We start from the raw sequence: 24,934 nt of genomic DNA on the forward strand, positions 1-24,934 counted from the left end.
TCCCATTCTGGTAGGCGCTGTCCCTACCACGCCCCGATAACCCGAACGGCTCTGTACTCAGGCTAGCTTTCCAAAAGCTGACGAAGGCCGTGCGACCATGCTCATTGAAGCGGCGCGCGCCGAACCGCCTCATCAGAGATTACCTGGCGCAGCCCAAAAACGGAACCGATCGCTCCCAAGGCTGCCGTGCTGGCCAAGGCATCGTGAAGGAATGCGCCGAATCGGTCGCCCGCCAGCGTGAACCCGATGGACCTCAAGAGTGGCATCGCCCCCGCATGGACGCCGTTGTTGCGGACCTACAGAATAACTCCAAGAAGGTCACTTCGAACGACGAGATCGCCCAGGTCGGCACCATCTCGGCCAAGGGCGAGGCGGAGATCGGCAAGTTCCTCGCCGCTGCCATGAAGAAGGTCGGCATCGAGGATGGCGACAACTGACAGGCCCGTTCCCGAAACCCGGATATAAGGGAACGCGGCAGTTGGAGTTCTGCGAGTGCGCTCGTCCTGCACATGAACCACAGCGTGGACGGTTGGACATTCGTCACGAACCCGACATTGTGGTACGACGTATTGCAGTTGAAGATTCCATACGACGACTTTGTCGCGCCGACATCATCGGTGGCAGCTCCTCTCCGTTACGAAGATCAGGTGCCACCTCGATCGCAGCGTAGTCTCTCCAGGTGGGCTGGTTGAGGTGGTTAGAGATTTCGCTGCGAAATGGAAGCTGCCAGCTCTAGCCAACGCAACAATGGTGCTTTGATGGTATCAACCGGCTCGGCATCTTGCGCGGCGCGGTTGGGCGGCTCTAATCAGCGGCGCATCATATACCAATCAAGGTTGCCTAACGAATATGACAAAGATGCGCCCGCGCAGATTGGGCTCGCGCCTCGCCGACGCTGCGACGACTGTGCTTGCTGGCGTCACCGTGACAAGCACGGCCGACTGCCCGCGGCCACACACGCGCGGCACGTCGCGCGTGCTCGTTGTCGATGCGAAGGCCTATTCGCGGGTGGGATTGAATAGCTTTTCGCAGACCGTTTTGTGGATTCTGTGGGCGTGTAAGTGTCGATGATGCGCCCGACAGCATCCCAAAGGCCGTCGACGGTGCGTTCAGCGGCCTTTTGCAAGTTTGCTTTGAGCTTGGCGATTCTCGATCGGGTTGAGGTCGGGACTGTAGGGCGGAAGATACAGGAGCGTAGCGCCGGCCGCCTCGATCAGCTCGCGTATGCGCGGTCCCTTGTGGCTGGAGAGGTTGTCCATGACGACGATGGCGCGATCTGGAAGCTCAGGGATCAGCACCTTTTCGACATAGGTCTCGAAGGCATCGCGGTTAATGGGACCATCGAGCACCCAGGGCGCGATGATGCCGCGTGTGGCGCTCGAAGAAGCGGCGGATCGTGCCATAGCCAAAGGACAGGCCTTGTTTGCTCAAGCTATCGCGCAATTCCTCGATGGTGAGGTCGGGCGCAGCCTCAAGCAGAGTCATTATCGTCGCCTGATGGGCATCAATCCGGTGAGACTTACGATCGCCGCCCTGGGCTCTCGGCTGGGCATCACCTTGCTCCCGCTCACGCGTTCGCCAGCGGCTTACGCTTGCCGCACTGCCCCAAATCTCTCGCCAGCCTGCCGGCCTGAAACGCCGCCTCCAATACAGGCAAGTACACGTTCGCGAAGGTCCATCGACAGCGGTTTTGCCATGCCCGCCGGCCTCCAATCCGGCGACCAGCTTGAATCATCAAACCGCCGATTTGTGAATCCCAAACGATTCAGTCAGATGGGTTAACGCTCTAGTGAACCATGAGGTCGTTCTCACCTTCGATGACGGGCCGCGGCCGCGGAGCACGCAAAAACTGCTTGCTGCGCTCGCGGGGGAATGCGCGCGGGCCACATTCTTCCTGGTCGGCAGGTCCTCCGCAAAATTTCCCGAGCTCGTCCGCCGCATCGCCGCCCTCGGCCATACCATTGCGCATCATAGCTTTTCACATCCTATTATCTCAAAGATTTCATTCGAACAGGCGAAGGAAGATATCGAGCTTGGCATTGCTGCCGATGAAATGGCGCTCAATGGCGTCTGGATTAGACCGCCGGTCGGCGCCTTTCTTTCGCTTTCCCTATTTTGATTCGACGCCTGCAACGCTCGACTTCGTGCACTCGCGCGGGATCGTCGCGTTCGGCGCTGATCTCTGGGCGAGCGATTGGGAGAACATAACTCACGGCGAAGCATTAAAGAATTTGACCGACCAGCTTGAGAGCTCACGAAGAGGAATCATTCTGCTGCACGATGCGCAAGCCCGGACCGCCGCCATGATGCCGGCGCTCTTGCGGTATCTGCGCGAGAGCGGGTATCGGATCGTGCATCTCGTATCGGCTGGCCCGATGCAGAGCAAGGATCAAATCGCTCCTTGACGGTCTAACATCATGCCGCCAGCGCAATCACGACGACCGGGGCGCCGCTAGCGTGCGGTCTGATTCAGAGAAGGGAATGGAGCGGGGCGGCTGTGCTACGACGACGGCTTGCGAAGCGAATCCGATATCGCGCGGGATCCTGCTGCATGGGGGCAGCATTGACCGAACTGCGTCGCACTGTCGTGCATTCGCCGGCGCACTACATTTCAGCAAGCAGCACAAGAGCCGCACCGGAGCAAACCGCTAGCGAAACGAGCGGCGCGCCCTTTAGAGCTAGGGGGGCATCATATCTTTGGGCGCAGCGCAGCGGATGATCGTAAATGCAGATCGGAAAGACGCGCTTGTCGATCGCGATCGGCCGAGAGAGGATCCTGGGCCGGTTACACGGTGCAGTTCACCGCCGCGACGACGCTGATCGCTGGCCTCGCCAAGGCGCATGGGCGAGCAGCGCCTGGGCGAGAAGCTGCTCGCGCCGGCGAAGCCAAAGCTGCTGATCGTCGAGCAACTCGGCTAACCGCCGCTGGAGCCCGACGCGGCGCATCGGTTCTTCCAACTGGTCAGTCGGCGCTACGAGAGTGCTATGCTGATCACGTGAAACCGCAGCATTGCATAACGACGGCTGCAGCCCGGCTCTTCAGCAGGAGCTTATTGGCCGATACCTTTCTGACCGGCGGATAGCCTATATGAGGCATCCCGGCCTCCGCGCCTCTGGGGGGGCATGTTGGTATTCAAGAGACGGCGTGAGCGTTCGGTGGTCTGATCATGTGCCGGTTTTGAGGCCGCTGAGGCTGATTCGCGGAGCATGATGAACTCTGGATCTGACAACGGCTCAAACTCTCCGCCAGAATTCGGCTCCAGATGCTGAACCACGGCTATTCCGTGCCAAGGTTCCTCAGGCGCGGAACGCGCAAACTTGTAGGTGTCACGTCCTTGCGAACCGTGTGCTAGGAGCAGCCGATAATGAGCCATGCAACAGAACTAGAAATGCCCAAAGACGTTTACCAACTCCGACATCAGCCGCTTCACTTCAGTTCTGGCACGACTATTGCTATTCACAAGCAGCAACTCTGGCCGGGGCTGAATTCGTGCAAGTGTGAAGAATGGGGGCTCGCGATGCCGTGACTGATATCGGTTCCCGGAAAGACATTAGAGAACGAATTGATGCCTATCGACTATCCTGCGGTACTTAGACTCCGAACGGAAGCGATTCCCTATTCCTGGAGTAATCGCGAGGTGATGCTCTATGCACTTGGCATCGGGATGGGCGCGGATCCTCTGAACGAAAGGGAACTGCAGTTCGTCAACGAGGAATTCGCGACACCCAAGCCTCTGAAGGTGGTTCCGACTTTTGCTTCTGTTTGTGTATGGGGAGCGCGACCCGGAATGATCGACCTCAACCACCTCATGGTCGTTGACGGCGAGCGCGACATCACATTTCACAAGCCGGTGCCTGTCGCGGCCAGTGTTACCGCGGATGCTCGGATCAATGGTGTGTATGACAAGGGCGATAAGAAAGGCGCGATCATTCAGAACGAAATCATCGTCAAGAATAGCGACGGCAGCAAGATCGTAACGATCCGTTCTTCGACATTTGCGAGGGGCGACGGCGGTTTCGGCGGACCCTCGCGGGGAATCTCCCAGCCGCACCAAGTGCCCCGCCGACCGCCCGACAGATCGGTTGATATACCAACCCGGCCTGACCAGGCTTTGATCTACCGTCTATCGGGTGACCGAAATCCATTGCACAGTGACCCCGAATTCGCGCGCCGGGCCGGTTTTTCCAGACCCATCCTCCACGGCATGTGTACCTACGGACTAACCTGCAGGGCCGTGTTGCAAACCTATGCCGACTACGATCCATCAGCCTTCCGACGTCATCGCGTCCGCTTTTCGGCCCCGGTGTTCCCCGGCGAGGTCATCACCATCGATCTCTGGAAAGATGGGGACTCAATTTCGTTTGAAGGTCATATTCGCGGGCGCGATGTTACCGTCGCCAAGCATGGGCAGACGGTGCTAGGTTGAGCATCTTCGGATCCTGCCGATCGGTACCTGCAAGACAGCTGGTCAAGTCAGCTGAGCCAGCTGTTCTTGGCTCGCAATGGTGTGACTGATGCTCGGCGGTACGGGGCTAGCGGCCTTGCCGAGAGCATCGGGCCCCAGACGCTTATTTCGAAAGAGGTTGGCGGCTGAGTATCCGGAGTGCTTCAGCCCGTCTGGTTAGTCTATGCGACAGCGAGCGCAGCTAGATTGGGAGCCCTTGCATCGGAGCGGACAGAGCTACCCTTTGCCAACCATGTGCACGACAGAGGCTGCGAAAGGTTCATATCGACAACCTACAGCTCTGCACATGTTGCTCGTCAAGCTTGCCTCGGGTCAGGGTCGACCACCACCCTCTTCCGCAATTTCTCTTTCGCAGCTATAGACGCGCACTGGAGAACTGGTCACGACCTATTGACGAGTGCACCGTGCCTCGCACGCAGTCTTAGCATCGCACACACAAGATAGTATATCGATTGCTGTAGCCAGTTAATAACTGCGGTGCCATGGGAGCCATCTCGGCTCGCTCGCTTCGGGAAACTCTGCATAACCAGGAACTCGACCTGTGCACCGGGCCGGGCGGTCCCATTAGTTCAAGAAAACGTGCAAGACCGGGCATTGGCCCGAATGCTGCAACAGCTTCCTGCGTCGCGGTGGCATACGATACGCGCAGCATGAGTTGCTGCCGCTCTGCTGCGGATCGTCATATGCAAGTGTCTGGAGTAGGCCGGATGGCAGGGGATGTGAAAGGAATCCTTCCAACTCATCCTGCATTTAGCCGAGAAGTTCAATGAGAGAACCCATCACGGTCTAGGGGCGCACAACTGCTCACTGCTGCTTCGTTAACGGGAGCTCGGCGAAGCAAAGGCCCGAACGCCCCAAAGCGCCGTTCTGGAACGGCTCAAAAGGAGTGGGAATGGAGCTCGAACACACGAAAAGTCCATCAATGTCAAAAAGCCTGACCGACTTGCTTGCGATCCTCGATGTCGAACGAATCAAGATGAATCTATTTCGCGGCATCAACCCGGCCACCAGGTCACGGCGGGTGTTCGGGGGCCAAATAATCGGGCAAGCAATGATCGCCGCATCGCGCACCACGGAAGACCGTCTGCCTCATTCGTTGCACGGCTATTTCATCCGGCCCGGCGACCCAAAAGTGCCGATCATCTATCAGGTCGAACGGTTGCGCGACGGCAACAGCTACTCAACTCGGCGCGTCACTGCTCTCCAGCATCGTAATGCGGTCTTCTGCATTCTGGCATCGTTCCATGCGGAAGAGGAGGGCGCGATCGACCACCAGGTTGAGATGGCCGGGGTACCCCCGCCGGAAAAACTGTCGGATGGCGAGTTGAGTAAGCACCCGATATTTCCCGAGATACCTGAAATCATACGCCGGTATTATGATTTCGATCGTGGGATCGAATTGCGCCCCGTGGAGATCGGCCGCTATATCGGTCAGAAGATCGGCGACGGTCGCGTTCATATTTGGATCAGAACGGCCGCAAAGCTGCCAGATGATCCGGCGCTACATAGGAGCGCCCTGGCATATGCGTCGGACTTGCCCCTACTCGATGTGGTGATGGCGCGGCATGGCGGTACGCTGTTCGGTGGGCGCATGATATCGGCCAGCCTCGATCACGCAATGTGGTTTCACCGCCCGTTTCGCGCCGACGAATGGCTGCTTTACGCACTCGAGTCGCCGAGTGCACAAGCTGGGCGCGGGTTCACCCGCGGACTGATCTTCAAATACGATGGTACGTTGATAGCATCTGTCGTCCAGGAGGGCTCAGTGCGCGAGCGACGTTGAGCACTCACGCGTGCGGCAGCTCGTTCATGATCACGGCGACATCCCGCGAAACATGTATTCGGCGCTTGTGGCGGGGGATGCGCTATCAGCTTTCCAAACAATTTGACAAGCTGTGGTCTTCCGTCGGCTCGGACCACCGTTCGAAACCCCGGGTGACCATTACTCCCTGTCTTAATAGGCCTCAAATAACGGCGAATTTCGTGTTCCTTGCTCCAATGCTTGTGAGTTCAATAATGGGGCGTCAGTCGAGGCAGCTTCGAGCCTGATCCTAGTGAATTTCTCTACCCCAACTCCCCGCGAGTCGTCGCAAGTATGGTCTTCTGCGTGCAACAGTCGCGTGTGCGGGATGTGACGGCGGAATACCAATTGTTCGATCCCCAACACGGCTCGCTGTTTGCGACCTTGAGCAATTTGATGAGGCGAAGCGGCCGGTTATTGCGCTTCAATGCCGCTGGCACGGCGGTTGCTATTGCGAACTGCAAAGTGAAGGAGGAGGTGAATTTGGACGCGTGTGACCAATATTTATCTTTCCGTAGACCATTAGCCCATTCCCGGAACGGAATGGGCTACGAAAGGGCCCGGTAGTGTTGCGCAAGATCAACGTGCCTCGGGTACTGCACCTTTGAGTCATCGAACTGTGAATCGCAGCTATGCCAACTAAGCGAGAACTCCTGCGCGCCAGTTCTTGGGGCTGCTCCCCTGGACACATAAGCTATGTTGAATTGAGAGGCGACTCGAACTAATGGGCAAAGCCATCGTTGGGCGATCGGCAAAGCTGACGTCCACTTTGTGCGACTGGTGGCGGTTAATTCGCGGTACCTGTGTCGGATAACCGCATGCGCGAAGAAGAGGGGATCTGGGTGGTCCATAAACTGTTCTCATCGTGCCAAGACCATCGTCGCCACAGGCAGCAATCATAGGATCATAGATGACGTACAGCACCATTCTCTACCAGGTAGATGACCGCGTTGCCCGGGTTACTCTGAATCGCCCTCACAAGATGAATGCGCTCTCTCTCGAGCTCTGCGCCGAGTTCGAAGATGCACTTGGGGTTGCAGATCGCGATCCAAATGTGCGCGTTGTCGTGGTTACGGGTGCCGAGGGACGCGCGTTCGCGGCTGGGTTTGACTTAAACGACGATAATCAAAAAGGCTTCGCGGAACGAACCTTGGATGATTGGAGGGAACGCGAAGATCTGGATTTTAAGTTTAACTATTGCCCATTTAACTGCTCGAAGCCAGTTATCGCGATGATAAACGGCTACTGCTTGGGAGGGGCTCTAGAGTTCGCCACAATGTTTGACATTCGCTATTGCTCCGACGACGCGCAGTTCGCCGTCACGGAGACGCGATTTGCTATTGGTGTGCTGACATTGGGCCTGCCCTGGATAATAGGACAGCGTTGTCGCGAGCTGATTTATACAGGAGATACCTTTGACGCCCAAGAGGCCTATCGACTGGGACTAGTGAGCCGTATCTTCCCCAAGGATCAGCTCGAGGACGAAGTCATGAAAATAGCAAAGCGTATGTCGCGCGTCGCAATGCCTACATTGAAGTGGAATAAGAGGGCACTTAACAGCACGCTTCTTGCCGCAGGTTTCGATTCTGCTCTGCGGCAAGGGGCGCAAGCTTGTTTGCTCATGAACAATTCGGAATCGGAATTCCGACGGTTTCATGAGATCCTTAGGTCGGAAGGTGTCAAAGCAGCGATGGAATGGCAAGAGTCGATTTTTGGGCCGTTCGAATCAGAGACGTCTCGCGGCTTTCGTCGATCTAAATCGGTGAAAAGCTAAAGGCCTAGTGAGGACAGGGTAGGTCGATCGCCAACTTAGTCGCTTGTCAACAACCAATTTGCTTGGTTCGGAGGGCTCGCAGAGGCATATGTCACTCTGAAGCATCCAACGGAAGTTATTTTGCGATGCCTGTTTTTTGTCACGGGTTACCGCGCGCACCAGGGGGCATACCATTCATCCAACGAACGATTGCGCGTCGTGGAGTGTTTTAGCTCCCACTGGGGCACAATTTACCGTCACGTATGGTCGCTCTTTCGTGCGCAGTGGCGATCTTGCGACTGCGGTGGCGCATCGAGTGGGCCTGCACCTACGTTGCAGTTGCTGACTCTGGAATAGCTGTTGGCGTTGAGAAAGCACTTGCGCGAACATCCGAGGACTAGAAAGAAGCACGCCGGCCCCCGCATTACTCACTACGGTTGACCCGCTTCTGGAGCGCGCTGGGGAGCGTGCGTCAGACACGGGGTGTTGCTCCCTGCGAATCGCCGCTTTGATTGCGTGTCGAACTAATTTGTCGCGTCACGACAAGAAAGGATCGCGCGTTAGAGTCGAGGCTACTCTATCGTTAATAGCATAACCCATTCCCGTGGGTAAGCGAGCGATCCGAGGCGCGGTCTCCAGAATGGCATGGCCTTTGCTGGGGATTTCTCGCAACGCGAGCCTGCAGCCAGCAATGTCAGATGTTGTTCACCCGCACCTAAGCGCTTCGTCCACCTACCTTGGCAAGACGCTCACCGAATCGGTGATAGTGGACCGTGCGTTCATGGTCGAGTTCGCTCGCCATCATACCAGCGGTCGAGAATCGCAGGTTTTGGATAGCTCTTTAATTTAGCATTTACGAGTGGGGTGGCTGAAGGGCTTCGTCTGGTGCAGAAACCGCAAATTGGAGAATACCATGAGCAAGACGGCTTTGATCGATAAGGCCTTCCCGCCTAGTGATGTCATCAAACGCGCGGCGCGCATCGGCGCCGAAATCAGGAACATCAAACTGTCGGGCGATTTGCCCGACCAAACAATCATTGCGATCAACGGTCTTCTCCTGGAACACAAGGTGCTTTTTTTTCGCGACCAGAATCATCTTGATGACGCCGAGCAGGAGCGGTTTGCTCTCCGCTGGGGGAATCTTGTGCCGCCCCCGCTAGGTGCTGCCGAAGGAACGGTCTCGATCTTTGACATTGATTCCAGGCGCGGAGTGCGGGCTGACAATTGGCACATTGATGGATCTTGCGTGGATGCGTATCCGAAGATATGTGTGTTGCGAGGTGTTGTGATCCCGCCGGTCGGGGGTGACACGTTGTGGTCAAACACGGCTGCCGCTTATCTCGATCTGCCGTCACCGGTGCAACGGCTTGCCGACGACCTCTGGGCCGTCCACAGTAGCGCCTACGACTTCGCGGTAACCGCACGACCCAGCGAAGCAGATCAGCAGCGTTATGACGAATTCACTAGTCGAACAAAGTGCGAGACCGAGCATCCCGTCGTGCGTGTCCATCCCGAAACCGGAGAGCGCACGCTTGTCCTTGGAACGTACGTGACACGGTTTGTTGACGTTCCGAAATACGATGGCCAGAGATTGTTTGATCTGTTCGAGTCTCATATCACAGCCCCCGAAAACACTGTGCGATGGAATTGGAAGCAGGGCGACGTTGCTATCTGGGACAACCGCGCGACGATGCATCGTGCGGTCAACGATTATGGTGACCACAGCCGCGTGGTTCGCCGCGCTGCCATTGATGGCGAGGTGCCGGTCAGCGTCCACGGTCGGCGCAGTGTAGCGCGTGTCAAGGTCACCATGCCGGCCTCCTGCTAGAGCTTGTGGTGGTTGCGCTTGATACGTCAGCGGTAGCTTGGCAAGATCACCAGTTGCTGAAGCTGGCTGCTCTCCGGCAGCGTCGACAACCAATACTTCGGTCGGCTCTGCTTCACCTCGGGCGGTACCGTCAGCAAGCCACTCTGCCGACAGCTTCTCGGGAATCAGTGTAGTGCAAACGGCGCGGATGGGCACACGCGCGAAGGATAACCGGTCAGCCGAGCCCTCCCTGCGTTAGGCTCGGCTTGTTAGACCGAGAAGCTCTTTCTTTTTTCGGGCTCGGTGGGTCGACCGGTATTGCTCATCGGCTTGTCATGTGGCGAGCGGCTGGTGCCGGGCCGCCCGATCGGACCGTTCGGCAAGATGCCGATCACCTGAAAGCGCGCTCAACTAGGTCATGCCACGCACCCGCGAAAATTTGCCGTAAGCCGCATCCAACAGGCGCAAGGCCGCAGAGTGCTCTCGCAGGCCAGCGAAACAACGCGATCGGGGGCGTGGTCTCGAACGACAACCTCGAGGAGACCTTGACCAACTTCCGTCTGCCGCTGGTGCCCCGCAAGGACACGAAGTCGACCAACATGCTGGAGCGCCTCAACGAGCAGATCCGGGGGCACCTACGTGGTGCGAATCGCCCCCAACGCCGAAGCTGCCTAAGAGGCTGGTGCGGGCGCTGACCGTCGGGCGCCACGAGGCCTAGCTTGAGGACCATCGCTATCTGAACATGGATGTTGAAGGAGCACAAGAAGGAGACGCAGCGTCAAGCGACCTGGCGATGCTCAGATCCACCAAAGGGATGGACGCCCCCCCTTTCCGCCGCCGTGGCTCGCCAGCGCTGCGCTTGGGCGAGCGAGCGACGGCGGCTCCGAGGGGATGGCTTGGCCGGACCCCATGATCAGTTTTGCTGAATTTGACGCACAGAACTCCTTTTTCCCGCGGGCACGATTTTTAGTAAAGTTTCGGGAGGGTACAGCTAACGGGTGACCGGAAGGCGGGCGGCATTATTGACGATCGATAACGAGACCGCGAGCTGGCAATCGGCCGGCCATTAAGCTGACTGTCATTTCGGTAGTTTACGCCGACTGAGTGCTTTGTTTTGGGGACGAGCTGTCGTCAATGATCCATACCTCGTTACACCAGCCCTTCTCAACTGCCGGCAATACTAACTCACGGAGCTTGGCCAATACGTTCTCGTCAGACCAGCCCGTCGCCAACAAACTGCAGCCGCGACGGTGCTGACGTCCGCGCGGGAGGCGTCGCAGCGCCAAGGCTCCATGCTCTTGCGTCCGTCGATAGGATCAGTCCTGTGTAATAGTCACCTACCGAGCTCGTCCGCTGTAGCTGGCAAATTACGCATCCGGGATCGGTGATATACTCCGCAAATTGTGCTTCCCTTTGGCGACGGCGGGTACATACGTTGTCGGCCAGCGTTCTTCCTGAGAATGTGTTAAAAATGACAACGCGAAAGCGGCGTGCAAGGGGAAATTGACTTTGCTGGAGATATTGTGCGCAGAATGGCCCCGACAAGCTGGATCCGTGCAAGCGCGGAGGCGCAAACGTCGATTCTCGTTCTTCGCGAGAAGATAAGCTCCCTCCAGAACTGCCCGCAAAATGGCGAAATGAAGGTTCAACCAGAATGAGCGCATCCACCAACAGTCTTCTCTCGGGCGCCGAGCGCGAAGCGGTGATCGAGCTCCGCCACGCCATGCACCGCGAGCCTGAGCTCTCTAACGCGGAATGGAAGACGCAAGAGCGAATCCGTCGCATGCTGCAGCGCTTCGGCATTACAGGTGCGAAGCCATTCCACAACACCGGTCTCTATATCGATATCGAAGGCACCGCCTCGGGCCCGAAGCGATCGATTGCCGTCCGCGGCGATATTGACGCACTCCCCATCCAGGAGGCCCGTGATGATCTGCCTTATCGCTCTCAGGTCGACGGCATCATGCATGCTTGCGGTCACGATGTGCACGCGTCTATCGCGCTCGGCACCGCGCTCGCATTCCACCGCATGCGGGAGAATTTTGCAGGCAAAGTACGGGTGTTCTTTCAGCCAGCAGAGGAGGCGGAGCCACTCGGTGGGCGAACGGTAAAAGAGGAGAAGCTGCTGGACGGCTTCGATGGGGCAGTCGGCTTCCACGTCAGTCCAGATATTCCCGCCGGCATGCTGGACGCTTGCGAAGGACCCATCACCAAGTCCGCCGACCAGTTCATGCTTACCATCACCGGTAAGATGGCCCATGGCGCCTCACCACACAATGGGGTCGACGCGATCGCCATAGCCGCTGCCTTCGTGAATGAGGTGCAGAAGGTGATTTCGCGCGAAATGCCGATTGATGACGCCGCAGTCGTTACGATCGGCACTATCCACGGTGGAGAGGCGACCAATATCATCTGTCCTTCGGTTATCATGGAAGGAACAATCAGAACCCGTAGCCCAGAACGCAGAGCACTACTGTCCCAACGCGTGCGCGAGGTGGCCGAAGGCGTCGCGAGGATGCATCGCGGCCAAGCCGAGTGCATCATCCGTACAGGCGAGCCTCCGGTCGTCAACGATAGCGACATGGTGCAGCGCTTTCGGCAAGTCGTTCATGACACACTCGGCCGCGAAGCGCTCACCGCAAAAAAGCGAGCAGCGGGCAGCGACGACTTTGGTTTCTACGCGGCATCTGTGCCATCGATCTACTTCTGGTTCGGAACTCGCGCGACTGGCAATGAATCATTATTGCATACGCCGACATTCGGAGCTTCCGACGAACTTGTCGTTCCGACCACGGAGCTAACGGTCAGATACGTACTTGATCTTCTAAATCCCTGAGACTGTTTGTCGGCGGATTTCCCCTCGACACGTACTGAACAGCTCTGATGTCAATGTCGGGGCTCCCCAAGTGCCAGCATTGCGGATCGGCGCATCCGCTCTGCCGCCGTGGGTCGGTCAACCGGCGGGTACGGTCACTTGAAACTCCCCACCTGATGATCCCGTCAAAACAGCGGTAGCAGGTCAGGAAGGACATCTGTTTTCGGTCCCTTTAGCCAGCATGGGACCGGGGAGTTGAACGTCTTGGAGCCACACCTGCAAAGCACCGATTTACGCACTCGATCCCAACCGCCAGCCAGCGCGAGGTTCACAGATGGCGGGGGGCGATCGCAAGACGATCCGGCGTTACCGGGCGCTGCGGGCTGGTGCGGAGGCGAATTCCCCCGAGGAAGTGACCACAGGCCCGGTGAGCGTGGACGGCCAAATTCCTCCACCCCGACCGGCTTTTGGGACATCGGAAGCGACGGTCACCAGCAGCCAGGCCCGTTCGGCTCGCGAAGCGCATCGGGCGTGGATCGAAGAACACGTCCGCCTATGCGGAATGCGCAGGCGATCTACCAAGACCTGCTCGATCAATTTGGCTTTCCGTCCAGTTACCAGAGCGTCAAGCGGTTTGTATGCCGGTTGCGGCACACCGACCCGCGAAAGCGCGGTTCGCTCACAGTTCGAAAAGCTTTCGTGGCGTGTTGGTGAGTACTTCCACACCCGTCCGGTAACCCGGAATGTCTCGCTTACGACATAGCCAAAATCCAAGTCAACCCAGTTGCCCAGCACCAAGTGGAAGGTCATGTTCGCTCTCAGCTCTGTCCTGTCTCCCTCTTTGAGGCTTGCGGTCGGCTCGGTCCAATCAATCCCAATCGGGTATCCGCAGCGCGACTCTTTCTGGAAACCCATTTTCGCCATCGTGCGATTGAATGCGTTGGCGACATCGCCGCAGGTGGCTCCGGGGCGGATTGTGCTAAGCGCAGCCTCGGGCCCCGCGACCTCTGCTTCATATATGCGACTAACCGGTCCGGAGCCGTTCCAATGGTGAAGGTGCGCATGATGGCAGCATTGTAGCCATAGCGGACGCCACCCCATTCAAGATTGATCTGCGATCCATCATGAAAGACGCCCTCGCCCCACCGCACATGGGCTGTCCCGGTATAGGGCGAGGCGCAGAAGCAGATGGGCGAAATTGCTGTTCCGGGCTTGCCGTTCGCGCCCCTTATCGGGGTCGCCACGATCTCGGCCGCCGCATCGGCTTCCCGCACACCGGGTCGTATCACTTCAGCCGCACGCAACATTGCGGCATCAGCGATCGCGGCCTTCTCGCATGAGGGATATCTCCAGATCGGATTTGACCATCCTGATCCAGTCTATCGCCTTGGAACACTCCACTATTCTTTGCTTTGGGTAGCTTGGTCGAGAATTTATCCTGGCCTCGCCCAAACTGCTTGAGCGTCAGGGACCCTGTTTCGAGGCCTATGCCGCGGGTTGCAAGGCCCCGTTCACAGAGATATTCGATCACTTTGTCGTAGCCATCGGTATCCGGATGCCCACGAGATCCTCGGGATACCCGATGACGTTATTCGGGTTCGGAAACGTCTGCCGAACTGCTGCCGGTGCATCCATCCGACGGAGGAAGAACTTTGGCTTCTCTTCATCGAGCGAAATACGAGCCCTTGTGGAACATACGCCGACGCGGCGGTATGCCCCGTAAGATAGGTGATGTTGCACGGGCTGGTTACGAAAAATACGTCGATCTCTCGTCGCCGCATTTCCGGTTTCAAAGCGGCAAGTCTGCGCAAATATTCTGTGCGCGGGAACGCCTGCAGTCCTTTGCTGACTGTCATTATGTTAGCTTCATCCTTTTGAGTTACTTTGAAATGACAACGTCATCGCTGCTGGCCGCGTCATCTGATCAGGTCGCGACATGGAACCGCGCGTGCCGCCTCCGGCCCATGTGTGCTGGGAATGACGTGCGAGCTCGCCCCTCGAAGGAGCTCTAGCACGTCTATAACAGTTGCCATGAAGCCGGTGCGGCACCTCTCGATGCGCTGCGCCGTTCGGTAGAGCGCGCGCGGCACAGTTTCGTAGATCGCGGACTATCGCGGCGTTCATCTGGTTACCGGCTCCGAAAACTTTTCGCTCTGCCGACCGACGTATCTTTCGTTCAGATGTTATCGCCTGTTAATGCTGAATTTCGCCAACGTGACCGCCCTTATCGCGGAGATTTCGCGCTAGGTGACTGAGATGCGCTCTTTTCAGGCGCGCCGGCTTTCTGCGGCATGCGCGGCGATTTCAGCCGAAGCGCAGATTCGGCAGTATGCCTGTATCGAGGCAATACCGCGCTACGACTGCTCCTAAGGAGGCCTCTTCATTCTTGCGCGCTGATGTCCTCGACCTCGACGATGAAGTCCTGCACCAAACACCTCAATTTGCCGGATATACGCAAGCGAGACCAATAATCGGCGGGCTTTGTTCGGCGATCCGGGGTAGCTTATTGCCTAGAGGGCTCCCGTCGGCCGTCAAGAGGGGCAAGCCGATTGATTATACGCACCATACGCTCTTGTCGGATGACGACTGCGACGAGATCATTGAGAAGCGCCGTGGCATGCGCCAGCACTTTTGAAGCCATACCGCCGTCTCGAACGCCATCGCGCTGGTTCCCACCTGGGCGATTATTCGAGATGCGCAGCCACATCGATCTAGCAACCAGGAGGGGCGCGGATTGCTTCTCCTCGTCCCGATGCGGCACCTACCGGCGTGCCGCTCATCGCCACGAAAATCGCCGGCAGCCGCAAACGCAGCTCGTCCTGATTAAAAGATCCTCGCGCGGCCGAATCATCATTTTTCAAACCGGAGAACCGAGATGCTATCGATTAGCCATTGGGGCCTTTTTGAACATGGAGCCCTCGAGAACAAGGAGCGCGTATTGTACTGTCATTTCCGAGATGGGAAATGGAGCTGGGGCGTTCGATAGCGGCTTCCTCCTGCGACTCGGACGACAGCGCACTTAGCACTCAGTGGCGCCCGGCACTTTGCCAGACCCGGCCGTCGGTGCTCGCGTGGTGCAATCAGGATCGCGCAGCTGAAGCTCGGCGGTTTGTCGATCACCCACTGGTCTGGAGCTGTTCGGGAGCTGGCGATATCTTGGGCCTCACCCATCCGGGATTGCACTCGTGGGCGATGACGAGGCAGTGCTCGGAGCCGATCTGCGGGCATCGCGGGTAGGATCCGAGCGTTCAACGCTAGTGCCCGGCTCAGTTGTACCCGACCATCACCGCGGATGCGTACATTCACGCACTGGCGGTCAAGTCCTGAATCGGACAATCGTCTCGATAGCCGGGACTGAGTTCAATTCGATGCTTCCCCGTGTTCTATGCGGGCGGCCTCCCGATGGCCTCTGGGCGTCATCTGGAGCTTCCTTTACGGAAGAACCCGCGGCCGCTTGAGCTCTCATCTGCTTGAACGAGGCCGACCAAGACGACTGAATTCTGCGTCAAACAAACTTTGCTAGATCTATGCACTCCAGAAGCAGAAGTTATCGATTTTCCTCCTCGGCGCCTACTAGACTGCGCAAAGGGGTGCATTTGCAGCCGCAGCATGAACGAGGGCAACTGTCTGTGTCTCCTGCGGGAAGCGAAAAAGTGCGACCGGTATGAGGCGGCCGCCCTCAATACAGCGGACCACTAGGGAGCCGAATCGCTCAGTTACAATATCTGACTTAGCCGGTCCCAACGCCTCCACGCCGACGCCTCAGCCACGACCACAAGTTTTACCGAGCGAGGAGCGACGGCGCTGCTTGCAACTTCTCAGTAGGTAAGAATGCAGCTCACGTTAATGATAGGCAAGATTCACCGCGCTTCGGTGACCCAAGCCGATCTGCACTACGAAAGCTCGATCTCGATCGATGGTGCGCTGCTGGAGGCAGCCGGCTTGTTGGCTCATGAGCGCGTCGAGATCTTCAACATCGATACCGGCGCGCGTTTTACAACCTATGTGATCGAGGCGCCCCGCGGGTCTGGCATCATAGACTTGCATGGTGCGGCCGCGCGCCTTGCAATGCCCGGAGACAAAATCATCATCGTTGCATATGCCTCCCTTGATGAAGCGGAGGCCAGGGTCTTCACACCGCGCGTTGTCTTGGTTGACCGCGACAATCGCATCCTGACTGGCTAGACGGTTTCAACCGCCATGCGACACGCTGATAGCTCTGGTTTCGGACGCAACCGGTGCCGGCGCGCTATTGCTCCACTCTGGAGTGACGAATGACCCCTGTTCATGCATCCCACACCGCTAACTATCTCGCGTCCTTGCAAGCCCTGAAAGACCCGCCGCGCGGCCTCAAGCCTCGCGCCGGTACTGATTTCTCTTCCAGCGATTATCTGGCCCTGGCGAGTGCGCCCCGTATGAAAATGGCCGTTTTGGCGGCCATTGATGCGGGCACACCGATCGGCGCGGGCGGGTCGCGCCTCCTCCGGGGCAATTGCGAGGAACACGAAGCTCTTGAAGCAGAAGCGGCTCAGTTCTTTGGTGCAAAGGCGGCGCTTCTCTTTAACGGGGGCTATATTGCGAATTTCGCGGTTCTAACAACGTTGCCTCAACGGGGCGACCTGCTTGTTGTCGATGCTCTCGTCCACGCGAGCATCCATGAAGGCGCGCGAGCCGGTCGCGCCGAATTCCGGACAAGCGTCCACAACGACCTGCAGTCGGTCGAGAGCACAATCCGTGACTGGCGGGCAGCGGGTGGCGCCGGCCGCGTCTGGATCGCGGTCGAAAGCCTCTACAGCATGGATGGCGATTTCGCGCCGCTCCAAGAGCTGATCACGATTGCGGACCGTTGCGATGCGTTCCTGATGGTAGATGAGGCGCACGCCACGGGCGTGTACGGCGAGCGGGGGCGGGGGCTCGCCGCGCCGTACGAGGGGCGCGACAATTTGATAGTCGTTCATAGCTGCGGAAAGGCTTTGGGGGCTGCCGGGGCGCTGGTGACTACCTCGATGGCAATACGCGACTTCATGATCAATCGCTGCCGTCCATTCATCTTCGCGACCGCCCTGCCCCCTCTGATTGCTGTTGGGGTCCGAGAGGCACTGTTGATCCTGCAGCAAGAGCCAGAGCGCCAGCAATGCCTGCAAACACTGGTTGCATTCACACACCGCGAAATGCAGACGCGCGGCCTGCTATGTCCCTCCAAGTCACAGATCGTGCCATATATCGTCGGCGACAACGCACATACGATGCAGCTAGCCTCTGCACTGCAGGTGCGCGGCTTTGATATCCGGGGCATCCGGCCACCAACGGTGCCCCCAGGCACAGCTCGCCTCCGCATCTCATTAACGCTGAACGTCAACGAGACTGATGTCTGTTCCATGCTCGATGCGCTCAGCGACGAGACGAGGGGGTGGCTTCGATGAGCCTGCGAATCGTGGTCCGGTATGGACACCGGAATCGGAAGACGGTGTTTCCCGTGGGGTTCGCTGGTCTCCTCGGGCCAGCTATTAGAAGCCAATTCAGGCCGGGCTCGAAGGAGCAAGTGACACCGAAGTCGTTGCGCGACTTGGTAACGTCTCATCCGATCGGGTCGTGCCGGAGCGCTACCGTCTGCGGACCGCTGCCTCGCCTCATCAATCCGCCGAGATCGACGGAGTTCGCATCGACGTGGATTCCGTCGATCTCCGCGACAGCGGGATGCGGCCGCTGATCGCAAACCGGGCCCCTCCATCCCATTCTGATAAGCCCTGAACATGCAGACAATAACAACGAATACTGAGCTTCGGCACGCCCTCGCAGCGTCGCGCAGGACCGACAAACGCATCGGGTTCGTCCCGACAATGGGCTACTAGCGTCTCGGCCTGCCGCGCATTCTGATATCGGGGGAGGCCATCTTAGGAAGCAGTAGCAGATAGACCTGGTCCACTCGGCCGCGTCTGCGCGTCGGCTTGGTGTCTATCGTTTACTCACTACTTGCTTTTGAACCGATGGCGATAGACCACGGCGCACAAAGGCTATGCAAGATTGTCTCCGTGTCCCCGGTTCCGTAGTCACAGCGACATTGACTCAGAGATGTCATTTTTCCTTAGAGCCTCCAATTCTGCGATCCCCATTTGACCGAACAGATCGCAAGTCGCTCATTTGCGGCAATTCACAGGGGATTTCGCAAACAATGCGCGTTTGATGCCGAATCGGCGGAGCGCTTCCCGTTCTATTCTGGTCTCACGTGAGGGTCTCGCTTCGCTCGTCAGATTGCTCGTAAGCGCTGTCGATCTCGCTGTGTCTGTCCTCTTAAATCGCGTTATCGACTCTCTAATCATTGATCGGCAGCGAACCCTTCGCCGAGCATCACCACCTATAATTCAACTCAACCTTCAGGATCTCGCATGACTGCATACCATGGCCCGGTGTTTGACATGGCCTCAAAGCAATTCGAGGTCATCGCGGATTATTTGGGAGAAACCCGATGACGCAAGATTACGCCTGTCGTTACCCAAGTGATCGGTCGCCGTATCCTGTCCCATTCACTGTGACGATGGGACAACCGCGGTCTTCGAAGGCTACCGGGTACCGCATCATCTCACGCTTGGCCCGACGAAAGGCGGAGCCAAGTTCGCGCCGAGTGTCGACCTCGGTGAGGTCGCTGCCCTCGCGATCTGGATGAGCTGGAAATGTGCCCTGGTGGGGCTACGCTATGGTGGCGAAGGGCGGAATTAGCGTTGATCCATCGACCTCGTCCAAGCGCGAGCTCGAACCTGCAAGAGATGATTCCATTTGTAGGGCCGCATACCGATGTCATGGCGCCCGACATGGGCACGAACGAACAGATCGTGGCCTGGTTCACAATCAGGGCTAGACGGTTACAGAGATTGTAACAGGAAACCTGTCAGTGCCGGCGGCACATTGGGGCGTCGTGAAGCGACAGGTCGAGGTGTGGCGCATTTGGTTCGGCGCACCGCAGGCGAGCTAAACATACGTTTCAATGGCGCGACAGCAGTTGTACAGGGCTTTGGCAATGTCGGTTCCATCGCCGCGCTCGAGCTGCACAACATGGGAGTCGAAGTCGTCGCGATCAGCGATCACACGGGAGCGCTCTATCCGCCCGGCGGTCTCGATCTACCACAGCTCATCCGGCACGCTGGTTTGCACGATAGCCTTGAGAGTTATTCCAATGAGCTCGGCCTACCCAGCAGAGATCCTTTCAATACCATGCGACGTGCTTGTCCCAGCTGCGGTGGAGCGCGTCATCGACCGTCGAATTGCCGGTAACCTGAGCTGCCGCATCCTTGCCGAAGGCGCGAACGGCCCGACCACGCCAGAAGCCGACCGAAGCTTGGAACGACGCCAGGAAGAGATCTTCGTTATTCCCGATATTCTTCGCAATTTGGGAGGCGCGGTGGTCAGCTACTTCGAGTGGGTGCAGGACCTCCAACGATTGTTCTGGGAGGAGGAGGAAGTCATGCGCCGAGAGTATCAAGTTCTAGATCGCGCCTTCGAACGGGTCCTCGCGCGGAGCAAAGGCGAAAACCTGTTCAATCGCACCGCAGCCATGGGCATAGGTGTCGAGCGCGTTCGCGGAGCAAAGGAAACTCGCGGGCTATTCCCGTAGGGCTACTTTTTCTTAACCCCACATGCCTCGCCACGGCAAGGTCGTGGGCCAATCGGACTGTTTTCTGCGCGTATCCGCGGACGCAAGCAGAAAAACGGCTATATTTGGCGAAACTTGGCCTGAAACCCACGATCAGTCGCGATTAGCGTCTTCGCGCCGGTTTGACGGCCGGGTCCTCCACGGCCAGGGCAGGATGGGAAGAATGAAAATTCTTTGCTTGTGGTATGCCACTGACGCCGAAATTTCGCGGCTCAAGGCAGCCCTGCCTGCCGAAGCGGAGGTCGTTGCGCCTCAAGGGGAGTACTTCTCGCGCTTTGAAAGCACTTTTGCGGAACTAAAGGGACACGCCGTAGATGCGGACGCAATGATCGGTTGGGCGATTCCGAAAGGACTCCTCGAGATCGCGGACAAGCTCAAGCTGCTTTGCTGGCTGCATGCTGGTTGTGACGATCTCGATATAAGGCTCCTGAAGGAACGCCGGGTTACGGTCGCTAACACCCGCGGCGCCAATGCAATTGCGGTCGCTGAGCAGGCCATCATGTTTGTCTTGGCCCTCGCAAAGCAGGCCTTGTTTAAGCATCACGCTGCTCAAGAGGGACGCCGCTTGTTCCCCGTTTATGCGGATGAATATCGCTCGGCGATGCTCTACGGTCGAACGCTCGCAGTCGTCGGCATCGGTAACATTGGCGGACACATCGCCAAATGCGCCAAAGGCTTTGGAATGCACGTGCTGGGCGTGCGTCGCAACAAGGACCGTCCCGCCGCCGGCGTCGATATGATGTACGGCATGGACGAGCTGCGCGACGTCCTTGCCAAGTCCGATTATGTCGTCCTTGCGACGCCAAACACGCCGGACACATTCCAGTCCTTTGGAAAAGCAGAATTGAATGTGATGAAGCCGTCCGCATTCCTGATTAATATTGCGCGCGGCAACCTGATCCAGGAAAAGCCACTTTATGAGGCACTCACATCCGGTCGGTTGCGTGGATACGCGGCCGATGTGTGGTGGCGGTATGAATTTGGCCGCGCTTTCCCGATCGGATACATGCCTCGGCTCGAGGTTCACAAGCTCCCGAACGTCATCAGTTCAATCGATCAGGCATCGAATGCGGATGACGTTTTGGACCGTCACCTGCAGTGGGGCATCCAGAGCCTGGTCGAGTTCTCTAAGGGCGCAGTGCCAACCCGTGCGATCGACCTGGATCTGGGCTATTGACTGCGGCACCAAGCATGGCCGTGGCCTTTTCGTCGAGACGATCCGTATCGCGGACCGAGCTTGGCTTCGGACATACGGATGGAGCTAGAGTGTTGCCGTCGAGCTGAGAGCACACCTTTGAACAGTGCTGTTCCAGGAAGCCAATGCCAGAAGTTACAGGTTGGAGATGCCCATGCACGTAGACAATATAGTCCAGGATCTCTTAGCGCGGCAGAACGACATATTGGACGGCCTCTGTACCTTTCTACGGATGCCCAGTGTAAGTACCGATCCTGCATTCGCCGCGGGGATGAGCGATGCCCAGCGATTTCTTCTCGATTGGCTTAAGCGCATGGGGCTCGCGAACGTTCAACTGTTGGATGGAGGCGGACATCCTGCTGTTTATGGTGCATGGAATGGCGCACCCGGCAAACCCACCATCCTGATCTACGGACATTATGACGTCATGCCGCCGGATCCGCTCGAGGCCTGGCACGCGCCAGCTTTCGAGCCAACCATCCGAGATGGCAAGCTATACGCCCGTGGCGCGTCCGACGTTAAGGGCTCCACGGTGATCGCGCTTGAGACAATCGCCGCTTTCCTGCGGCTGCGCGGCGGCTGCCCCGTGAACGTCAAGGTCTTTTTGGAGGGCGAGGAGGAGAGTGGCAGCCAAAGCCTTCGTGAAATTGTGCGCCGCTTTCGACCGCTCCTCCAAGCCGACGCGATGATTTCAGCTGATGGCGGCCGCGCGAGCGCTACAATCCCGACGATCAACGTCGGTTGTCGCGGTTTGCTTGAACTCGAATTCTCAATTCGGACGGCAGACAAGGACCTCCACTCCGGTCGATACGGGGGCGCTGTGCGAAACGCGGCCCATGAAATCGCCAGGATTATCGCCTCTCTCCATGATGACTCCGGGGCGATTGCCATTCCGGCGTTGATGGACAGCGTGCCAGGCCTCACGCGCGAGGCTCGAGATCAGACAGCAAGATTTCCCTTCGATGGCGTCGAGTTCGTGGAGGAGGTGGGTGCTGCAGCCTGTGGAGAGCCGGGCTTCTCGGTCCGTGAGCAACTAACGCTGCGCCCCGCCTTGGATGTAAATGGTGTATGGAGCGGCTACACAGGCGTCGGCAGCAAGACGATCATCCCGGACAGCGCGCATGCGAAGCTTTCGTTGAGAACCGTGCCAGGCCAAGATACCCATCGAGCGCTTAATGCAATCAAGGCGCATTTGACCGCGATCTGTCCTCCCGATGTCGCGCTTACCGTCCATGACAACGATACGGGCGCACCAGCCTTCAGCTTGCCGGAGTCGCATCCTTTGGTGATGGCTGCCAGCAAAGTGCTGCAAGAGGCGACGGGACAGGTGCCGGTGTTGGTTCGCCTTGGTGCGACCGTGCCGATCACTGTTATTTTCCAGGAAATGCTGGGGCTGCAGACGCTGATGTTTGGCTTTAATCTGCCTGACGAAGATGTGCATGCCCCGAATGAGTTCTTCCGCATCGCTTCTGTTGCGGAAGGCCTTTCGACCTGGCCACGATTGCTGGAGGAACTCGGCACATTTGAATGCGCCGATTTCCGGCCGGGCGAGACCTCTGTCAGCGCCGCCTAGGATGACGCAATTCGGCGGCGGGACTTCGGCGCTTTCGTAGACCAGACTAGCAGATTCGGACTCGACAATTGATGCGATATTCTCGCCAACGGCACTTCCAAAAGGAGTAACAGGCATCATGTTCAACATTCGCGCTTCTTCTCACCCACTAAGTTTCACATCCTTGCGCAACGCTCCCATTGCAGCTGCCCTCCTGGTCGCGAGCTTCAGTAGCGCTTATGCGCAGCAGCTCAACACAAACGAGCCGGTCTCAATTGCTATAGCGAATGAGCCGCCATTTACCGAGCTCAAGCCCGACGGCACACTTACCGGGTCTGGCCCAGACGTCGATATCGCGATACTCAAAGAGGCCGGCTTCACCCAATTCAAGGGCGAAGTGATGAAATACGGAGCGATGATTCCGGCACTGCAGGCCAGCCGCGTCAAGATGGTCTCTTCCGGTGGGCTTGCTATCCGTCCGGAGCGCTGCGAACAGGTCATTTTCTCCGAGCCCGTGACTTGCGGTTCGACCGGCCTTCTTGTGCGGCCGGAGATGGCCGGAGAGTTCGACAGCTACGCCAAAGCCGGCGAACTTGGCGTGAAAATCGGAGTCATTGCCGGCGGGTTGCAGGAGAAGGATGCACTTGCTCGGGGTGTTAAGCGGGAGAATGCAGTCGTATTTCCTGACCAAGCCAGCGCGATCAAGATGCTTGCTGACGGGCGAATTGACGCAATCGCGCTCGCCGATTACTCGCTGGAGAAGATGAAACAACTCTCAGCCAATCCGTCGCTCCAGATCGTTGTTCCCTTAAAAGATGTCGAGGTCTTCTGCGCGGCTGCCGCCTTCAGGAAGGACGATACCGCACTAAGGGATGCTTATAATAGCGGCTTGAAGAAGCTGAGGGAGAGCGGGGAATTCGACAAGATCCTGGTCAGCTATGGTATGGGGCCAAGAGTGCCCCTCATCAAGAACGCTCCGTCAACGGCAGCGATCTGCGGAAGATGAGGGGGCCCGGCATTGGCGTGGGTCCCTTATGCCACCCACGCCAAAGCCCAACACACAGATAAGTCTGCACCGCAAGCCATGTCGGGAAAGCCATTTGCTAAAGCCAATGATTGAATTTCGGAACGTCGACAAACGCTTTGGATCCCTCAAGGTTCTCGAGCAGCTATCGTTCCGCGTCGCGCCCGGTCAGCACCTGGCACTGATTGGTCCGTCCGGCTCCGGTAAGACGACCATTCTTCGAATATTGATGACGCTTGAGGGCATCACCGGCGGCGATGTCCTGATCGATGGGCAGTCCATGATCTATGAGGAGCGAAGTGGGAAAGTAGTCCCTGCCTCCGAGGGGTACGTCCGGAAGATCCGTGCCAACATTGGCATGGTTTTCCAACACTTCAATCTTTTCCCTCACAAAACCGCACTGGAAAATATTGCGCTAGCGCCCGTCCTGACCCGTCAACTCTCGAAAAGAGAAGCGTCGGAACGCGCTTTGCAACTGCTGGAGAAAGTCGGGCTGTCTAGCAAAGCTGATGAGTATCCAGCGCGGCTGTCCGGCGGACAGAAACAGCGCGTGGCGATCGCCAGGGCATTAGCGTTGCAACCAAAGATTCTGCTTCTTGACGAAATCACCTCGGCCCTCGACCCAGAGCTCGTGGAGGAGGTGCTCGCCGTTATTTCGGCACTTCGCAACGAGACTGACATGACAATGCTGCTAGTCACGCACGAGATGAGCTTTGCTAAGGACTTCGCCGACCGCGTGCTTTTCTTTGAGCAAGGCAACATTATTGAGGATGCCCCTCCCGCGACCATTTTTCACAACCCTCATCACGATCGGACCAAGAGCTTCTTGAAGAAGGTCATCGCTGCCGGGCAGAGGGTATGAGCATCGCAAAG

General features: G+C 57.9%; 15 protein-coding genes and 8 pseudogenes. 19 read left to right on the top strand and 4 right to left on the bottom strand.

The window, feature by feature from the left end; genetic code table 11:
- Positions 1-200: 200 nt before the first annotated feature.
- Positions 201-422: pseudogene (gene groEL / locus IF809_RS26550) on the top strand (chaperonin GroEL); the annotation flags it as partial.
- A 623-nt stretch (positions 423-1,045) separates the two neighbouring features.
- On the opposite strand, the pseudogene IF809_RS26555 reads toward groEL, so the two are convergent.
- Positions 1,046-1,697 (bottom strand): annotated as a pseudogene (locus tag IF809_RS26555) (transposase); the annotation flags it as partial.
- 92 nt (positions 1,698-1,789) lie between these two features.
- Here IF809_RS26555 and IF809_RS26560 point away from each other — a divergent pair.
- The 9 genes and pseudogenes from IF809_RS26560 to IF809_RS26600 all read left to right on the top strand — a co-directional run.
- Positions 1,790-2,119, top strand: a complete 330-nt coding sequence (locus IF809_RS26560) for a polysaccharide deacetylase family protein (protein WP_441258668.1) — start codon at positions 1,790-1,792, stop codon at positions 2,117-2,119.
- A complete protein-coding gene (locus IF809_RS26565; protein ID WP_441258669.1) occupies positions 2,034-2,405 on the top strand; it encodes a polysaccharide deacetylase family protein in 372 nt (123 codons plus the stop codon). The genes IF809_RS26560 and IF809_RS26565 overlap by 86 nt, the downstream gene beginning before the upstream one ends.
- A gap of 1,161 nt (positions 2,406-3,566) precedes the next feature.
- Positions 3,567-4,427: a MaoC/PaaZ C-terminal domain-containing protein gene (locus tag IF809_RS26570; RefSeq protein ID WP_038937394.1), complete on the top strand. Its 861-nt coding sequence runs from the start codon at positions 3,567-3,569 to the stop codon at positions 4,425-4,427.
- A 961-nt stretch (positions 4,428-5,388) separates the two neighbouring features.
- On the top strand, positions 5,389-6,249 hold the full coding sequence (locus IF809_RS26575) for an acyl-CoA thioesterase (protein WP_038937395.1): 861 nt from the start codon (positions 5,389-5,391) through the stop codon (positions 6,247-6,249).
- Positions 6,250-7,177: 928 nt separating this feature from the next.
- Positions 7,178-8,041: an enoyl-CoA hydratase/isomerase family protein gene (locus IF809_RS26580; RefSeq protein ID WP_441258670.1), complete on the top strand. Its 864-nt coding sequence runs from the start codon at positions 7,178-7,180 to the stop codon at positions 8,039-8,041.
- Positions 8,042-8,933: 892 nt separating this feature from the next.
- Positions 8,934-9,848, top strand: coding sequence for a TauD/TfdA dioxygenase family protein (locus IF809_RS26585; RefSeq protein ID WP_038937398.1), 915 nt, complete (start codon positions 8,934-8,936; stop codon positions 9,846-9,848).
- Positions 9,849-10,354: 506 nt separating this feature from the next.
- Positions 10,355-10,612 (top strand): annotated as a pseudogene (locus IF809_RS26590) (transposase); the annotation flags it as partial.
- Positions 10,613-11,481: 869 nt separating this feature from the next.
- Entirely contained in the window at positions 11,482-12,663 is a 1,182-nt protein-coding gene (locus IF809_RS26595) for a M20 metallopeptidase family protein (RefSeq protein ID WP_441258671.1), read from the top strand.
- 234 nt (positions 12,664-12,897) lie between these two features.
- Positions 12,898-13,311: pseudogene (locus IF809_RS26600) on the top strand (IS21 family transposase); the annotation flags it as partial.
- Positions 13,312-13,434: 123 nt separating this feature from the next.
- Here the strand turns inward: IF809_RS26600 and IF809_RS26605 are convergent.
- The 3 genes and pseudogenes from IF809_RS26605 to IF809_RS26615 form a co-directional block, all read right to left on the bottom strand.
- A pseudogene (locus tag IF809_RS26605) lies at positions 13,435-13,743 on the bottom strand (M24 family metallopeptidase); the annotation flags it as partial.
- Positions 13,734-13,949 (bottom strand): annotated as a pseudogene (locus IF809_RS26610) (M24 family metallopeptidase); the annotation flags it as partial. The pseudogenes IF809_RS26610 and IF809_RS26605, both read right to left, overlap by 10 nt.
- 204 nt (positions 13,950-14,153) lie before the next feature.
- A complete protein-coding gene (locus IF809_RS26615; RefSeq protein WP_441258672.1) occupies positions 14,154-14,498 on the bottom strand; it encodes an aminopeptidase P family N-terminal domain-containing protein in 345 nt (114 codons plus the stop codon).
- Between the two features lie 1,975 nt (positions 14,499-16,473).
- Here IF809_RS26615 and panD point away from each other — a divergent pair.
- From panD to ehuA, 9 genes and pseudogenes are all read left to right on the top strand, one after another.
- On the top strand, positions 16,474-16,827 hold the full coding sequence (gene panD / locus IF809_RS26620; protein WP_441258673.1) for an aspartate 1-decarboxylase: 354 nt from the start codon (positions 16,474-16,476) through the stop codon (positions 16,825-16,827).
- A gap of 89 nt (positions 16,828-16,916) precedes the next feature.
- A complete protein-coding gene (locus IF809_RS26625; RefSeq protein WP_441258674.1) occupies positions 16,917-18,065 on the top strand; it encodes an 8-amino-7-oxononanoate synthase in 1,149 nt (382 codons plus the stop codon).
- Between the two features lie 94 nt (positions 18,066-18,159).
- Positions 18,160-18,393 (top strand): AAA family ATPase, encoded by a 234-nt coding sequence (locus IF809_RS26630; protein ID WP_441261194.1) that lies wholly within the window; start codon positions 18,160-18,162, stop codon positions 18,391-18,393.
- A gap of 2 nt (positions 18,394-18,395) precedes the next feature.
- A pseudogene (locus IF809_RS26635) lies at positions 18,396-18,491 on the top strand (pantoate--beta-alanine ligase); the annotation flags it as partial.
- A gap of 537 nt (positions 18,492-19,028) precedes the next feature.
- Positions 19,029-20,251: pseudogene (locus IF809_RS26640) on the top strand (Glu/Leu/Phe/Val family dehydrogenase).
- A 202-nt stretch (positions 20,252-20,453) separates the two neighbouring features.
- Entirely contained in the window at positions 20,454-21,467 is a 1,014-nt protein-coding gene (locus IF809_RS26645; RefSeq protein WP_441258675.1) for an NAD(P)-dependent oxidoreductase, read from the top strand.
- Positions 21,468-21,639: 172 nt separating this feature from the next.
- Positions 21,640-23,058, top strand: a complete 1,419-nt coding sequence (locus tag IF809_RS26650) for a M20/M25/M40 family metallo-hydrolase (protein ID WP_441258676.1) — start codon at positions 21,640-21,642, stop codon at positions 23,056-23,058.
- Between the two features lie 118 nt (positions 23,059-23,176).
- The gene (gene ehuB / locus IF809_RS26655) at positions 23,177-24,043 is read left to right on the top strand and encodes an ectoine/hydroxyectoine ABC transporter substrate-binding protein EhuB (RefSeq protein ID WP_441258677.1); all 867 of its coding nucleotides are present in this window, start codon (positions 23,177-23,179) and stop codon (positions 24,041-24,043) included.
- Between the two features lie 94 nt (positions 24,044-24,137).
- Positions 24,138-24,923, top strand: coding sequence for an ectoine/hydroxyectoine ABC transporter ATP-binding protein EhuA (ehuA, locus tag IF809_RS26660; RefSeq protein ID WP_441258678.1), 786 nt, complete (start codon positions 24,138-24,140; stop codon positions 24,921-24,923).
- Positions 24,924-24,934 lie beyond the last annotated feature (11 nt).

The sequence above is a fragment of the Bradyrhizobium sp. UFLA06-24 genome (genome assembly GCF_054967145.1).

Bases quoted from the DNA above. Each gene is read 5' to 3' on its own strand.
- ehuB (WP_441258677.1), top strand. From the start codon at position 23,177: ATGTTCAACATTCGCGCTTCTTCTCACCCACTAAGTTTCACATCCTTG.
- IF809_RS26650 (WP_441258676.1), top strand. From the start codon at position 21,640: ATGCACGTAGACAATATAGTCCAGGATCTCTTAGCGCGGCAGAACGAC.
- IF809_RS26625 (WP_441258674.1), top strand. From the start codon at position 16,917: ATGACCCCTGTTCATGCATCCCACACCGCTAACTATCTCGCGTCCTTG.
- IF809_RS26595 (WP_441258671.1), top strand. From the start codon at position 11,482: ATGAGCGCATCCACCAACAGTCTTCTCTCGGGCGCCGAGCGCGAAGCG.
- IF809_RS26645 (WP_441258675.1), top strand. From the start codon at position 20,454: ATGAAAATTCTTTGCTTGTGGTATGCCACTGACGCCGAAATTTCGCGG.
- IF809_RS26615 (WP_441258672.1), bottom strand. From the start codon at position 14,498: ATGACAGTCAGCAAAGGACTGCAGGCGTTCCCGCGCACAGAATATTTG.
- panD (WP_441258673.1), top strand. From the start codon at position 16,474: ATGCAGCTCACGTTAATGATAGGCAAGATTCACCGCGCTTCGGTGACC.
- IF809_RS26585 (WP_038937398.1), top strand. From the start codon at position 8,934: ATGAGCAAGACGGCTTTGATCGATAAGGCCTTCCCGCCTAGTGATGTC.
- IF809_RS26580 (WP_441258670.1), top strand. From the start codon at position 7,178: ATGACGTACAGCACCATTCTCTACCAGGTAGATGACCGCGTTGCCCGG.
- IF809_RS26575 (WP_038937395.1), top strand. From the start codon at position 5,389: ATGTCAAAAAGCCTGACCGACTTGCTTGCGATCCTCGATGTCGAACGA.
- IF809_RS26570 (WP_038937394.1), top strand. From the start codon at position 3,567: ATGCCTATCGACTATCCTGCGGTACTTAGACTCCGAACGGAAGCGATT.